We start from the raw sequence: 14572 nt of genomic DNA on the forward strand, positions 1-14572 counted from the left end.
GCAGCCCGCCGGCACTATTGGCTGCGGATAAAGAAGTTATACGCCGGGCTATCCGTCACATCGGTCGCGTGGTATCCCAGCTGCTGCAGGTGTGCTTGGAACTCGATATCGCCGGATACGTCCTCAAACGCCGCTAGCACGCGACCGTAGTCCATGCCGAAACTGCGGTAGTGGAAGCCGGTGATATTCCAACGGGTTCCCAGCACTTCCAGGAAGCGCAATAGTGCGCCGGGGTGCTCGGGGAATTCAAAACTATACGCGGTCTCGTCAACGCGCTGACCGGGTGTGCCTCCGATCATGTAGCGCACGTGTTCCTTGGCGACGTCATCGTCGGAGAGGTCGACCACTCCATAACCTGCGCTGCTGAGATCCGCGGCGATGCCCTTGCGCTCCTCCTCGCCGTTTTTCAGTTTGACGCCCACAAAGATTCGGGCTGGTTCTTCCCCACCACGCTGGCCGACTCGGTAGCTGAACTCTGTGACGGAACGCTGGCCGAGGATCTTGCAGAACTCGAGGAACGCACCTTCGCGCTCGGGAATTGTCACGCCGAAGATGCCCTCGCCACCCTCACCGATTTCCGCACGCTCGGAGACATAGCGCAGGGAGTGGAAGTTCACATTCGCACCGGAGAGGACGTGAGCCAGGGTTTCGTCTTGAATTTTGTGGGTAGCAACATAGCGCTTCAGCCCCGCCAGTGCGACGGCGCCGGCGGGTTCGGCGATGGCTCGCGTGTCGTCGAAGATGTCCTTGATGGCAGCACTGATCTCGTCGGAGCTTACGGTGATCACGTCATCGAGGTAGTCGCGGCAGAGGCGGAATGTCTCTGCGCCGATTTGTTTGACGGCTACGCCTTCGGCGAAGAGGCTGACGTGGTCGAGGGCAACGGGTTGGTCTGCTGCGAGGGCTTGGGTGAGGCAGGCGGATTCTTCCGGCTCCACTCCGATGACCTGAATTTTGGGGTTCAGTTCTTTGAGAAGCACGGCTACGCCCGCTGCCAAACCACCGCCGCCGACCTGTACGAACACGCGGTCAACGTCCGGTCGGGATTGGAAGATTTCGAGGCCAGCGGTTCCCTGCCCGGAAATGACCGCCTCGTCGTCGAACGGGGCGACCCAGACCATGCCCTCCTGGTCGGATAGTTCCATGGCCTTTGCCTTGGCTTCGTCGAAGTTAGCGCCGTGTAACAGTACTTCCCCACCGAAGCTGCGCACTGCGTCGATTTTGATGCTGGGGGTGACCTCCGGCATCACAATGACAGTGCGGATTCCCAGTTCCGTGCCGGATAGTGCCACGCCCTGTGCATGGTTTCCGGCGGAGGCGGCGACGACTCCGCGGCGGCGCTCTTCTTCCGTGAGCTGTGCCATGCGGTTGAATGCGCCGCGGATCTTGAAGCTATGCACGGGCTGCAAGTCTTCGCGCTTGACCAGAATTTCGTTTCCACTGCGCTTCGACAGCGTGTCCATGTACTCAAGCGGGGTGTTTTTGGCCACGCGGTACACGGGTGCGGAAACGATTTTCTTCAGATAGTCCGCGCCGGTGGCAGTAGATTCCGTGGCAGCGGGGGCTTGTGAAGCTTCATGTGACATGCGCTTCAGTATAGTCCTGCCGGTGATCCCCCTTACACGGCAGTGCCCGTCCACCGCACCTCTGCGGCAGACGGGTTTGCACGACTGCAGTTACTGCTGACGGTAGTCGTCCAGGTTTACCTGCGGGGTGGGCTGCAGGTGATCCGTTGCGGGGTTCTTCACCGACGGGTACTTGAGGTCGACATCATGGTCATCTGCGGTTCCAACATATGGATCCTCGCCGTTGAGCACGCGCTTGACCTGTTCCTTATCCACGGTGTGAGTCCACTTGCCAACCAACAGAGTGGCCACTGCGTTACCGGAGAAGTTGGTCAGGGCGCGGGCCTCAGACATGAAGCGGTCGATGCCAGCGATGATGTCCACGCCGTCCAACAGCTCCGGACGGTGCGATTGCAGACCGACAGCCAGGGTTGCGATACCCGCGCCGGACACACCCGCGGCACCCTTGGAGGCGATAATCATGAAGATCAGCAAGCTGATCTGATCCCCCATGCTCAGGTGCACGTTCATGGCGTCCGAAATAAAGATGGCTGACATGGTCAGGTAAATCGCGGTGCCGTCCAGGTTGAAGGAGTAGCCCGTCGGCACGACGATTCCGACCGTGGACTTGTCCACGCCGACGTGTTCCATCTTGCGCATCAGGTTCGGCAGCGCGGACTCAGAGGAGCTGGTAGCGAAGATAAGCAGGTACTCGCGCCCCAGGTACTTCACCAGCTTGAAAATATTGAAGCCAGTGAAGACTCGCAAGATGGTTCCCAGAATCACGAAGATGAAGATGATACAGGTGATGTAGAAGCCTAGGATCAAGATACCGAGCTGCAGCACTGCCTTAATACCAGTGCCGCCGACTACGCCAGCCATCGCACCAAACGCGCCGATCGGGGCCAACCACAGGATCCAGGACAGGATCTTGAAGACCAGCTTCTGCAGAGCGGCCACGAAGCCCAGGATCGGCTCGCCGGCCTTGCCCATGGATTGCGTTGCGAAGCCGACCAACAGGGCGATTAGCAGTACCTGCAGAATCTTGCCTGAGGTGAAGGCGCTGAAGAAGGTTTCAGGAATGATGCTTTGCACGAACCCGGTCTCTTGCCCTTTTTTGGCGTCGAAGCCACCGGTATTTCCAATGTTCAGCCCTTCGCCCGGCTGCAGCAGGTTTCCCACGACTAGGCCTACTGCGAGGGCGAAGGTGGACATCGTGATGAAGTAGGCCAGTGCCATGCTTCCTGCTTTGCCTACTGACGCCGCAGACCTCACCGAGCCAATTCCCAGCACGATCGTGCAGAAGATCACCGGCGGGATGATCATTTTGATCAGCGTGACGTAGGTGGTTCCGAGCTCTTTGAACCCCTTTGCGACATCGGGTGCCACGAGGCCGAAAATGATGCCGGCGATCACGGCGACGATCACGCCGATGTATAGCCAGTGTGTGTTGTCTTTCTTCTCTTTCTTCGGCTCCGCGATCTGCGGGGAGCTAGCTACCGCAGCCCCCAACGAAGCTTTTACTTCCTGCGCCTTTTGCTCGGTGACGTGGTGATCAACGTCATGCTGCTGCGCGTTTTCGTGATCCGCATTGTGGTCTGCGCCCTGGGGATTGTGCTTGTCGTTCATGGATCCCTAGTGCCCCATTTCGATGTCTATGAGATGGACTCTTGAAAGTGCTGATCTTTTCCCCCTTGTCAGTCCGCAACAGCCATGGGGCTCGGTGGGAGCCGTGTGGGCGTCACAAAAACCACGCAGGAGTTAACCTCAACACCTTTATTGTGCTACTTCACCAAGATAAGAAACAAATAGAGAAAGCGATAGGTTTCCCCGAGGATTTTCGTCCAGCGGGCGGACAGTGTTGACCTGCCTTTTCTTAGAAGGAAGTCCGAATAAATGGTTGCTGGAGCTGCTGGAGCTGCTGGAGCACTGTGCAGCGCCATAGTGCAGCGCAGCTAAATAAGGCGCTTTATAGCGAGCAGTACCCCCTGAGGGTACGAAGCAGAAGCCTTTTCCTGCGAAAAGGTGAATCGTTCCCTAGTGTTCTCCCTAGCATTGATTCTCCACAGCATTGTTTCTTTTCAGCATTGATTCTTTGCAGTGGAGAACTTTTTCACGTTGGGAACATTGCGTGGCCACGCTTCATCCCATCCCTATAGAACACCAACAGACCCAGAAAGGCGCTAGTTCCTCGTGCGGGCTCCTCAAGCAAAGACCCATCAGCTTCCACAAACTTGGCGATTCGCTGCTGCAGTGTTCGCGTTTCTCACCGGCATGGCTCTGCTGCCGATCTTCGCCGTTAACGCGAACGCCGCCGACGAAAGCAGAGTCGCCGGAGTTTATGAAGCTGCAGGTACACCCGTCCAGCTATCCGACGATGCCACCGACGCGTTTTACCTAGGCGAGGGTTTGTACCAAAGCACCGTGCCCGGATCCAGCAACAGCGGAGATGATGGTGACGATAAGTGGTTCAACATCAGCGTCCCTCAAGGGAGGAAAGCTGTGATCTCCGTCAATGCTGTTCCCCTGGGATCCGCTAAGGACGATTCAGCCTCATACGGCACCCGGGTGGGATATAAAAACGACTCGTGCAGTGACGAAGTCAGTGGTTATTCCACTTCAAATAGCTGGCCCGATCCACCGGAGGCGGAAACTATAACAATTGTTCCAGAGGATGGATGCGACCCGACGAAATACCGTGTGAATATCAGTTCTGCGGGTAGCAGCTTTGACGGCGAAATCCCGGTGGAAATTGTCGTCGGCTTCCCGCCTCTAGTCGACGGTGCCGAAGCCGGTCCGGAAAACGACAGAGAAGCCCCGGATGGCGATGACAAGGACAAGGTCAAGGTGCCACACACCGACCCGAAGTCGACCCCTGGTGGCCTGTCTTATGACAAGGCGACCGAGATCACCCCAGGCACCGTTTCTGACACCCTAGTTCCAGGCGAAACAAAGTTCTACCGCATGAACGTCGACTGGGGCCAGCGCCCCATCGCAGAGGTGGAATTCGATAAGAAGCAGACCGATGATTCCCGCAGTGGAAAAATCTTCGTCGCTTCTCCGCGACGTGTTCAAACGTCATATTCGTCTTCGGAATCTCTTGATGAGGATCTTCCAGTTACCGCCCGCGCAGTAGGCACGCCCTATGTCTTCTTTCGCAATGGCGAAGGAAGCTCATCCCAAGGCGATGCCAAGGAAGCTGGCCAGTGGTACGTGATGGTCTCGCTTGATGGAGGCAGTGATAACGGCATGCAGTCCGAGGAAATCGAGTTCCGCCTGTCCACCGCCCTGGAAGGCGACAAGGTCGATGGACCGGAATGGCGTCAACCCCTAGAGCCCGGTCCGGCGCCAACCCTCGAGCCCACAAGCAACGAAAACAACAGCAATAGCGGCGAAAGTGCCAATAGCGCCAGCTCCGGAAACGAGAACAGTTCCCAGAGCAACGCCGTGCTGTACGTTGGCCTCGGAATCCTGGCAATCATCCTGATCGCTGCTGTGGCGGTCTACTTCACCGCCGTTCGCCGTCAGTAGCGATTTTCCGCCAGTAGCGCTACGCCGCCGGTGGCGCTACTCCGCTAGTGGCCAGGCGGTGTTGACGGGCACGTCCCTGCCCTTCTTCTGGAACCATTCCTGCAGCCCCTTCTGGGACTCGTAGAACCAGGTAGCCTGGGAGAGCATCAGTTCATCTGCTGCCATTTGTGTCAGCTCGGGGTATTTCCGCGCCAACATCCACGCCACGCGGGCAGCGGCCACCGCATCCGCCGTCGCCTCGTGAGCGTTATCCAAACTCACACCGTAGTGTTCGCACACACTCTCCAAGGTGCGCTTGCCTTTGCGATACTGATCCTTCGCCCTATCAACAACATAGGGGTCGAACACTGGCCCGTCGACGGTAAAGCTGGGCTCCAATGCCCGCAACACACTGAGGTCGTAGGCGGCGTTGTAGACGATCAATGTGGCTCCGGCGCGCCAGGCCTCCCGAATTCCTTCGATGGTTTTTGCCAGCACTTCACCGTGGTCTTCGCCGTGCTCACGGGCGTACTCGGTAGTGATGCCGTGCACATCAGAAGCCTGCTGCGGAATCTCCACGCCCGGATCAGCCAGCATCTCTAGGTCTTTTCTTTCCTTGCCTTTGATCGTCACCAGGGCGCTGGTAACGATGCGGGCTGTCTTTGGATCTACGCCGGTGGTTTCCAAGTCAAAGCTCAACATGTGTGCCGGATCAAAATGCGGTGCAGTCATGTCGACCACTTTATAACGAGCGCCGGACACCCCCTGAACACCCGAAGGAAAGAGTCCTTTTCCTGCGGAATCTATCGATGTTCCCTAGGATTTCTACCCAGATTGGGAGATTTCTCACAGGAACTTTCCACGCATCGGGAACATTGCGTTGCCGTGAAGCGTCATACCCTCGTAAGGAAAAACTCTCTCAGGCTAAGCCAGCAACTAAACGGCATATCCAAACCAGAAAGGCGCTGATTCCCCGTGCACGAAGTTAAATCTGCTCACCAGATAAAAGTGAAACAAAGGCCTGGTACAGGACGGCTTGCTGCGGCGGTGCTCGCTTTCCTCACTATCATGGCGCTGCTGCCGATCCTCGCAGTCAACGCGAACGCCGAAGACAATGAAAACTCCGGCAACGCTGGTGGCGACGGCGATGGCAAGGTCGCTGTCGTTCTCGACGCCTCAGACTCCATGGCCGAAAAAGATGCTGGCAACGGTGAAACCCGCATGGACGCAGCCAAGAAGGCTGCCAACGACACGGTGAAAACTCTGGCCGACAAAACCGAGACCACCGTCATCGCCTACGGCTCCAAGGAATCCAACGCTCCTGACAACCGCGAAAAGGGCTGCAAAGACATCACCACGCTGGCGCCCCTAGGCAAAAACAAGCCCGAGGATTTGGAAGGCAAGATCAACGAACTCGCTCCCAAGGGCTACACCCCCATCGGCAACGCCATCAAGAAAGCAGCCGCCGAACTCGGAGACTCTGGAACACGCAACATCATCCTCGTCTCTGATGGCATCGACACTTGCGCCCCACCACCAGTCTGCGAAGTAGCGAAAGACATCGCTGGCGATGGCATCGACCTAGCCATCCACACGGTCGGCTTCAAAGTCGACAGCAAAGCGCAAAAGGAACTCGAATGCATCTCCGAGGTCTCCGGCGGCACCTATTCCTCTGCCGACGACACGGATGCACTCCAAGAAGCCCTCAGCGACGTCGCGCAACGCGTCGCCGGAGAATATGATTCCGCAGGCACCCCCGTCCAGCTATCCGACGACGCTACCTCTGGTTTCTACCTGGGCGAAGGCCTCTACCAAAGCACCCTGCCCGCTGCACGCGGCAGCAACGAGGACGGCGATGATAAGTGGTTCAGCCTGAGCATCCCGGAGGGAAAGACAGCTCAGGTCACCGCAAACCTGGTGCCCGTTGGTTTCGAGGGCGGCGACACCATCTACTACAACGCAGACGTCGAGTACAAGAACGAAACCTGTAATGACAGCGGTTCTGGCTACTACGGTGGGTCTGATTGGCCGGGGCCACCACAAGGGGAGACCGTAACCATCACTCCGGAGGACGGATGTGATCCGACGAAGTATCGCGTGAAACTCAATCATTCTGGCACCGGCATTGATCACGATCTGCCAGTCGAAATCATGGTTGGTTTCCCGCCCCAGGTCGATGGCGCCGAGGCAGGTCCGGAAAATGATCGAGAAATCCCGGAGGGCGACGACAGGTCCAAAGTCAAGGTGCCACACACTGACCCGAAGCCGACCCCCGGTGGCCTCTCCTACAACCAGGCCACCGAAATCACCCCGGGCACTGTATCCGACACACTGGTACCAGGCGAAACAAAGTTCTATCGCATGAACGTCGACTGGGGTCAGCGCCCCATCGCAGAAGTGGAATTCGATAAAAAGCAAACCGATGATTCCCGCAATGGTGACATCTACGTCGCTTCTCCCCTCCGAACATTTACAACAGAGAACAACATCAATTCCCTCGATAAAGATGTCCCCACCACCGCACTAGCCGTAGACACGCCTTATGTCTTCTACCGCAACCGCGAAGAAAACGTGAAACATCAGGAAGCCTCGGATGCGGGTCAGTGGTACGTGATGGTCACCCTTGAGGGGTACAGCGACAACGGAAAGCAGGATAAGGACATCGAGTTCCGCCTGTCCACTGCCCTGGAAGGCAACAAGGTCGATGGACCGGAATGGCGTCAACCTCTAGAGCCCGGACCAGAGCCAACCCTCGAGCCCGCCGGCAACGAGGAAAACAACGACAACGGTGGCGAAAGCGCCGAAAGCGCCAACGCCGGTAACGAGGACAAGTCCGACGCACAGGCGAAGGACATCGAGAACACCTCGCAGAGCAACACCGTGCTGTACGTCGGCCTGGCAATCCTGGCGATCATCCTGATCGCTGCCGTGGCGGTCTACTTCACCGCCGTCCGCCGCAAGTAAATATCCCGCAAGTAGACTAGCGGGGGTGAGTACTCATTCCCGCTGGCAAGAACTCGCTGACCAGGTGCGCCACCACCGGCAGCTCTACTACTACGGCGATCCGGAAATCTCGGACGCGGACTTCGACGCCCTGCTGCAGGAACTCAAAGCCCTGGAGCAGGCGCATCCTGAAGTCGTCACCGGGCCGTCCCCGACCGAAGAGGTCGCTCCGGCGCCACCCACCAGCAGCCCGTTTCGAAACGTAAACCACCGCGAGCAGATGCTCAGCTTGGACAATGTTTTCGACACTGAGCAACTCGCCGGCTGGCTGGATCGCACGCCCGCGAGGACATACCTGACGGAGTTGAAGATCGACGGGGCGTCGATAAATCTGCTGTATATCAAGGGCAAGCTGGAGCTTGCGCTGACCCGCGGCGATGGTACGACGGGCGAGGACATCACTCACAACGCACGAACCCTCGACGATATCCCGGACACTCTCCACGGCACCGATGAATTCCCCGTCCCCGAACTGGTAGAGATTCGCGGCGAGGTGTTCATCGACGTCGAGGACTTCGCCACGATGAACGCACAGCGCCAGGCCGAGGGCCTAAAGATGTTCGCGAATCCCCGTAATGCCGCCGCCGGTGCCATGCGGCAGAAAAATTCCGCGGATACGGCCAAGCGTCCCCTGAAGTTGATCTGCCACGGGATCGGTGCACGCGAGGGCTTCTCCCCCGCTTCACAGCACGATGCATACCGCGCGATCGCTGCGTGGGGGCTGCCGGTGAGCCCTCATACCAAGCAGGTCCACTCCGCTAAGGAGGTCCAGCAGCAGGTTGAGTACTGGGGCAACCACCGGCACGATGCGGCGCACGAAATGGATGGGTTGGTCGTCAAGGTCGATTCCCTGGACGAGCAGTTGGAACTGGGCCACACCAGCCGTGCCCCGCGGTGGGCGATCGCCTACAAATACCCGCCAGAAGAGGCCATGACCACTTTGCATAACATCCGCGTTGGCATTGGCCGCACAGGGCGCGCCACACCTTATGCCGTCATGGCGCCCAAGTATGTTGCTGGTTCCACGGTTTCGATGGCCACGCTGCACAATCCGACGGAGGCGCACCGCAAGGGCGTGATGCTCGGCGATACCATCACCATCCGCAAGGCCGGCGAGGTCATCCCGGAGGTGCTGGGCCCGGTCGAGGACAAGCGCACGGGTACAGAGCGACCTTTCCTGTTCTCGACGTTCTGCCCCGAGTGCGGCACGCGGTTGGCTCCCTCGAAGGTTGGTGACGCCGACTGGCGCTGCCCTAACACTCAATATTGCCCTGGCCAGTTGCATACGCGGCTGACGTATCTGGCGTCCCGCAAGGCGTTTGATATCGACGCTTTGGGGGAAAAGGGCGCCTACGATCTGATCCACTCCGGCGTGCTGGCGGATGAGTCGGAGCTGTTCGACTTGAGCCCGGAGGATCTGGAAAAGACCAGTTCCTATGCAACGAAAGCCGGGAGGTTGAATAAGTCCGGCGAGACTTTGTTGGAGAAGCTTCAGGCCGCGAAGGAGGCAGATCTATGGCGGGTGCTGGTCGCGCTGTCGATCCGGCACGTCGGCCCCACCGCAGCCAAGGCGCTGGCTAAGCAGTTCGCTTCCGTGGAGGATATTTCCACAGCCACGGTGGAGGACATGGCCGGGATCGACGGGGTTGGTGAGACGATCGCTGAATCCATTTCCGCGTGGTTCTCCGTGGATTGGCACCAGCGCATTGTGGAGCGCTGGGCCGCCGCGGGTGTGCGGATGCACCAGGAGGCCGCGGATGCGTCCGGCGCAGCCGAAGGCATGAATGCGGCGCTCCTGGAGGGTCTGACGATCGTGGTCACCGGATCGCTGGAGGATTTCGATCGCACGGCGGCGAAGGAGGCCATCGAGGCACGCGGCGGTAAGGCGGCGGGCAGCGTATCAAAGAAGACTGACTTCCTGGTTGCGGGAGAAAAGGCTGGCTCGAAGCTGACGAAGGCGCAGGATCTGGGGGTACCGGTGCTGGACGAGGATGGTTTCAAGAAGCTTCTGGACAGCGGCGCTCCGGGTAACGCGGGCAGCTAACAGGCCATCAGTTATCAGCGGGGCATCAAAAGAGTTGAGTGTACAGAGTCGAAAGTGAGGAAACGATGACTAAGAAGTCAGCACTATCCCTTCCAGAAATCGGGCTAGGCACGTACAAGATGCAGGGCCAGGCCGGCGCGGACTCCGTGGCAGCGGGCATCCGCGCAGGCTATCGATTGATCGACACGGCCTACAATTATGAGAACGAAGGCGCAGTTGGCGCGGGCATCCGCGCAGCGACCGGCACCGACGCCTCCGCAGCCGTTATCTCCCGCGACGACGTGATCGTCACCTCCAAGCTGCCTGGACGTTACCAGCGGCATGACGAAGCTGTCGCCTCCGTCGAAGAATCCCTGTTTCGCTTGGGGCTAGACCGCATCGACCTGCACCTGATCCACTGGCCGAACCCGCGCCAGGGGCACTACGTCGAGGCGTTTGAAACGCTGCTAGAGCTGCGCGAACGCGGGCTCATCCGGCACGTCGGCGTATGCAATTTCCTGCCCGAACACTTGGAGGCCGTGCACGCGGCCACGGGTGAATATCCGGTGGTCAACCAGATCGAACTACACCCGCATTTCCCACAGGTCGAGGCCGTTGCGGTACACCGCGAGCTGGGTATAGTCACGCAGGCTTGGTCGCCACTGCTGCGCGGCGCGGTCTTGGAGGAGCCAGTCATTGCCGATATTGCGGACGCCCACTCCGCAACTGCCGGACAGGTCGTTTTGGCCTGGCACCGTGGCCGCGGGGTGTTGGCAATCCCGAAGGCCTCCTCGGCGGATCGGCAACGCGAGAACCTCGACTCGTTGGACATCTCCCTAAGTGATGAGGAGATCGAGGCCATCACTGCACTGGGACGTCCTGATGGGCGCCGCAAGAACCAGGATCCGGCAGTCTACGAAGAGTTCTAGCACGGCATCAGTTACGCCAGAGCAATGCTGCTGCGTGGCGAGCGCGGGCGGCGGCCACGGAGGCCTGCGCCGCTGTACGCTTCCCCTCGGGCACCACAATGTCCACCAAATTCGGCAGTTGATCGGCGGGAAGTGTCCATTGCTCCCACTGACGCAACACGGCACGGGCGATCGCCCCGGCGGCTTCCCCTGCCGCATCCGAGCCAGTCCCCGGCGTGCCCGTCGGCGACACTGCCCAACCGATCCCCTGACCACGCCCGAGCATCCCGCCGACCATATCCTTTCCCCCAGTCGTAAGCAACTGATCCACCGGTACCACGATGCGGTGGAAGCCGGGCGCGTGCGAGAGGGCGTCGTCGATAAAAGAGTCCGTGTCCAACACCACGGGGCACCCAACCTGCTGTTGGAAGCGCTGCCACACTCCATAGATGAACTCGCGGTCGACGGCGGGAATGGTCTCGAAACGCGTGGCTCCGGGCAAGCCACCCATGACTTCGCAGACGCGTGGCTCGTGCAGGGCTACAATCACCTCGCAGCCAAGCGTGGCCGACAGTGTGCGGGTGATCTGTTCCGCACCAAAGCCCAGGTGCAACGCGCAGTCTTTAAACGCCGGACGGTCGCGCAGCACTGGATGGCCGCGGAACTCCACGTCCGCGCCAAACGTCCACGGACCAGTGACGTGCAGCATCAGCCGCTCGGTTTTCCCCGCAAGCAACTCCTCGGCAATGTCCGAGGCCTCCCGCACCCAGCCGTCCATGCGGCGAGACTCGAGGCTAGGGTGGGCAGTCAGCTCCCAGCCGCGCGGGTTCGCGCGAATCGGCAGCTGAGCAAAGCTGGCAGACAGCGCCGTGAGATCCCCTGCCCGTCCGCACCGCGGAAGCGACAGGGTGGGCGGCACGCCCGTATCCTCATCCACGTCGCACGTGCGGGTGAGTGCGGATTGGGCGGCGGCGCGCAGATCCGCGTGGTCCGTGACGGTGTTTTCCCACCAACCCAGGCGCCCCATGGGCTCGGGTTGCGTTGCGTCATCTGCCATAGTTCGCGCTACGCCTCTGCTGCAGGCGCTGCAGACTCAACAGGAGCTGTATCCGCCGCACCTGCGCTGCTCCACGGCGTGGTGGCACGAATGGTGCCGCTGCCCAATAGGATGTCACCATCTGCATCCGGCTGGTAGACCACTGCCGCCTGCCCGCGCGCCACGCCCTGCAGTGGCTCATGCAGTTCTAGCTCCAGGCGCCATGGGCTCTCGCCGTCCTTCTTGACGCGCCCTGCCGGCGTGATCCCCTCCGGGTCGTCGACCAGTCGTGCGGTGGCGGGCACTACCCCTCCATGCGCACGAACCTGCACCTCGCACTCAAACTCGCGACCGTGTACGGAAGGGTCCAGGCGCTTCAGACGATCTGCCGTGATCCCGCCGATGCGTAGGTCGTCACGCTGACCGACGGTTACGGTGCCCGTGGCGGCGTCAATATCCGTTACATAGCGCGGCTTTCCATCCAGACCTTCGCGTGGCAGCCCCAGCCCCTTGCGCTGGCCGATGGTGAATCCGTATACGCCCTCGTGTTCGGCGACGGTGGAACCGTCCTGATCCTTCATTAGCCCCGGGCGCAGGCCGATCTTTTTGCCCAAGAAGGCCTGCGTTTGCCCGTCGGGGATGAAGCAGATGTCGTGGGAATCTGGCTTGGAGGCCACGCCGAAGCCATGGCTTTTCGCCTCCTCGCGGATCTCCGGCTTAATTGTGTCTCCAACCGGGAACATGCAATGCGCTAATTGCTCGTCGGTCAGCACGCCTAGGACGTAGGACTGGTCTTTGTTGGGATCCACTCCGCGGCGCATCACGCCATCGTGCAAGCGGGCATAGTGGCCGGTTACCACGGCATCGAAGCCCAGTGCGATGGAGCGATCCAGCAGTGCCTCAAACTTGATCTTCTCGTTACAGCGCAGGCACGGGTTCGGGGTTTCGCCAATAGCGTAGGAATCCACGAAGTCGTCGATTACGTCTGCCTTGAAGCGGTCGGAGAAGTCCCACACGTAGAACGGAATCCCCAGTTTGTCTGCTACGCGACGCGCATCCGCGGAATCTTCCAGGGAGCAGCATCCGCGCGAACCTGCCCGCACGGCCTCCGGAGATTGGGAAAGCGCCAGGTGCACACCGATCACTTCGTGCCCGGCTTCGAGCGCTCGGGACGCTGCCACGGCGGAATCTACACCGCCACTCATTGCTGCTACTACTCGCATGAGTGGCACCCTACTCGCGTTCCGGTGGATTAGGCCATTCCGGTTAGGCCATTCCGGCGGCACGCGCCTGTTCGACCACGCGCGGCAAGATTCCTGCCAGGTATTCGACTTGCTCATCGGCGATGTCCGCACCGATGGTGAGTCGCAGCGCGCCTCGGGCCACATCTACGGGAACTCCCATGGCAGTGAGCACGTGGCTGGCGCGGTTCACCCCGGCGCTGCATGCCGAGCCCGTCGAGGCGTCCACCCCGGCGGCGTCCAAAAGCATGATCAGCGAGTCGCCCTCGGCGCCAGGGAAGCTCATGTGCAGGTGCCCGGGCAGCGCGCCGTCCTCAGGCGTCCAGATCCGTACTCCGTCGATCTCCTGCGCCGCCGCCCGGAGCGTCTCGCGCGCGATGCGCATTCTGGCGGTTGCTTGGTCTAGTTCCTTTATTGATGACGCCAGCGCGGCCGCACATCCCACCGCACCCTGGACGTTCACAGTGCCGGAACGGAGCTTTCGCTCCTGTCCGCCTCCACGCACGGGGCTCAGGATGTCCGCATCTCGGCGGGCAAGCAGCAAACCGGTGTTCTTCGGGCCGCCGAACTTGTGGGCGCTTGCGGCCAGTGTGGTGGCACCGAGGGCATGAAAGTCGACTGGCAGATGGCCGATTGCCTGCACTGCGTCGGTGTGGAAGGGAACGTTGTGCTCCCGGGCGAACTCCGCCAGTTGTTGCACCGGCTGGATCGCGCCGGTTTCATTGTTGGCCCACATGCAAGTCAACAGCGCCAGGTCGCTAGGTGTGTCCGCGCCGCCTTCTAGACCGGCTATCCACTCTTCGGCGCGGACGCGACCGGTGGCGTCCACAGGAAGAACGGCACGGTCAAAGCTCAGATCGAGCGGCCCCATGGTAAGCCAGTCGACGGACTCGACTACGGCGGGGTGCTCGATGTCGGAGCTGGCGATAACGTGCGCACCCCGATGAGCCTTCGAGCCAAATGCGAGCCCTTGAATGGCGATATTATCCGCCTCCGTGCCGGAGCCGGTGAAGATTACCTCTGCTGCATCCGCGCCGAGGAGTTCTGCGATCTGTTCGCGGGCTTCCTCAAGGCTGCGGCGGGCTTCGCGGCCGGTCTTGTACTGGCCTGCAGGGTTCAGCAGACTTGCGGCTCGCTCCATCGCCTCCTGCGCTTCGGGGCGCAAGGCCTGGGATGCTGCGTTGTCCACATACAGGCGCCCTTGCGCGCTCGCTGCGTGGTTTGTCTCGTTCACGCCCCTACCCTACTTGTTTCTCGAATTCGGATGCTTCAGGGTCATGGGAGCT

The 14572-nt window shown here is 60.3% G+C and carries 10 protein-coding genes; 4 read left to right on the top strand and 6 right to left on the bottom strand.

Features of this window, described 5'->3' with window-relative positions; genetic code table 11:
- Nucleotides 1-14: 14 nt before the first annotated feature.
- Entirely contained in the window at nucleotides 15-1586 is a 1572-nt protein-coding gene (gene ilvA, locus ACWXWJ_RS04350; protein ID WP_473963665.1) for a threonine ammonia-lyase, biosynthetic, read from the bottom strand.
- Between the two features lie 90 nt (nucleotides 1587-1676).
- Complete coding sequence (locus ACWXWJ_RS04355) at nucleotides 1677-3194, bottom strand: cation:dicarboxylate symporter family transporter (RefSeq protein WP_473963666.1); 1518 nt, start codon at nucleotides 3192-3194, stop codon at nucleotides 1677-1679.
- 564 nt (nucleotides 3195-3758) lie between these two features.
- Here ACWXWJ_RS04355 and ACWXWJ_RS04360 point away from each other — a divergent pair.
- Complete coding sequence (locus ACWXWJ_RS04360) at nucleotides 3759-5096, top strand: hypothetical protein (RefSeq protein WP_473963667.1); 1338 nt, start codon at nucleotides 3759-3761, stop codon at nucleotides 5094-5096.
- A 36-nt stretch (nucleotides 5097-5132) separates the two neighbouring features.
- On the opposite strand, the gene ACWXWJ_RS04365 is transcribed toward ACWXWJ_RS04360, so the two are convergent.
- Nucleotides 5133-5807: a 3'-5' exonuclease gene (locus ACWXWJ_RS04365; protein WP_293789849.1), complete on the bottom strand. Its 675-nt coding sequence runs from the start codon at nucleotides 5805-5807 to the stop codon at nucleotides 5133-5135.
- A gap of 336 nt (nucleotides 5808-6143) precedes the next feature.
- On the opposite strand from ACWXWJ_RS04365, the gene ACWXWJ_RS04370 reads away from it, so the two are divergent.
- The 3 genes from ACWXWJ_RS04370 (at nucleotide 6144) to ACWXWJ_RS04380 (ending at nucleotide 11030) form a co-directional block, all read left to right on the top strand.
- On the top strand, nucleotides 6144-8039 hold the full coding sequence (locus ACWXWJ_RS04370) for a vWA domain-containing protein (protein WP_473963668.1): 1896 nt from the start codon (nucleotides 6144-6146) through the stop codon (nucleotides 8037-8039).
- Nucleotides 8040-8064: 25 nt separating this feature from the next.
- Nucleotides 8065-10122 carry an NAD-dependent DNA ligase LigA gene (ligA, locus tag ACWXWJ_RS04375; RefSeq protein WP_473963669.1) on the top strand — a complete coding sequence of 686 codons (2058 nt, stop codon included), beginning with the start codon at nucleotides 8065-8067 and terminating at the stop codon, nucleotides 10120-10122.
- Nucleotides 10123-10187: 65 nt separating this feature from the next.
- Nucleotides 10188-11030, top strand: coding sequence for an aldo/keto reductase (locus ACWXWJ_RS04380; RefSeq protein ID WP_473963670.1), 843 nt, complete (start codon nucleotides 10188-10190; stop codon nucleotides 11028-11030).
- 7 nt (nucleotides 11031-11037) lie between these two features.
- Here ACWXWJ_RS04380 and ACWXWJ_RS04385 read toward each other — a convergent pair whose 3' ends face one another.
- Genes ACWXWJ_RS04385 through ACWXWJ_RS04395 form a run of 3 tightly spaced genes read right to left on the bottom strand, consistent with a single transcriptional unit; the run spans nucleotide 11038 to nucleotide 14520 of the window.
- Nucleotides 11038-12066, bottom strand: coding sequence for a uroporphyrinogen decarboxylase/cobalamine-independent methonine synthase family protein (locus ACWXWJ_RS04385; RefSeq protein ID WP_473963671.1), 1029 nt, complete (start codon nucleotides 12064-12066; stop codon nucleotides 11038-11040).
- Nucleotides 12067-12074: 8 nt separating this feature from the next.
- Entirely contained in the window at nucleotides 12075-13268 is a 1194-nt protein-coding gene (gene mnmA, locus ACWXWJ_RS04390) for a tRNA 2-thiouridine(34) synthase MnmA (protein WP_408925477.1), read from the bottom strand.
- A 43-nt stretch (nucleotides 13269-13311) separates the two neighbouring features.
- Nucleotides 13312-14520, bottom strand: a complete 1209-nt coding sequence (locus ACWXWJ_RS04395; RefSeq protein ID WP_448307515.1) for a cysteine desulfurase family protein — start codon at nucleotides 14518-14520, stop codon at nucleotides 13312-13314.
- Between the last annotated feature and the right edge of the window lie 52 nt (nucleotides 14521-14572).

Source organism: Corynebacterium sp. p3-SID1761, assembly GCF_055862885.1.

Bases quoted from the DNA above. Each gene is read 5' to 3' on its own strand.
- ilvA (WP_473963665.1), bottom strand. From the start codon at position 1,586: ATGTCACATGAAGCTTCACAAGCCCCCGCTGCCACGGAATCTACTGCC.
- ACWXWJ_RS04355 (WP_473963666.1), bottom strand. From the start codon at position 3,194: ATGAACGACAAGCACAATCCCCAGGGCGCAGACCACAATGCGGATCAC.
- ACWXWJ_RS04365 (WP_293789849.1), bottom strand. From the start codon at position 5,807: ATGACTGCACCGCATTTTGATCCGGCACACATGTTGAGCTTTGACTTG.
- ACWXWJ_RS04370 (WP_473963668.1), top strand. From the start codon at position 6,144: ATGGCGCTGCTGCCGATCCTCGCAGTCAACGCGAACGCCGAAGACAAT.
- ACWXWJ_RS04380 (WP_473963670.1), top strand. From the start codon at position 10,188: ATGACTAAGAAGTCAGCACTATCCCTTCCAGAAATCGGGCTAGGCACG.
- ACWXWJ_RS04385 (WP_473963671.1), bottom strand. From the start codon at position 12,066: ATGGCAGATGACGCAACGCAACCCGAGCCCATGGGGCGCCTGGGTTGG.
- mnmA (WP_408925477.1), bottom strand. From the start codon at position 13,268: ATGCGAGTAGTAGCAGCAATGAGTGGCGGTGTAGATTCCGCCGTGGCA.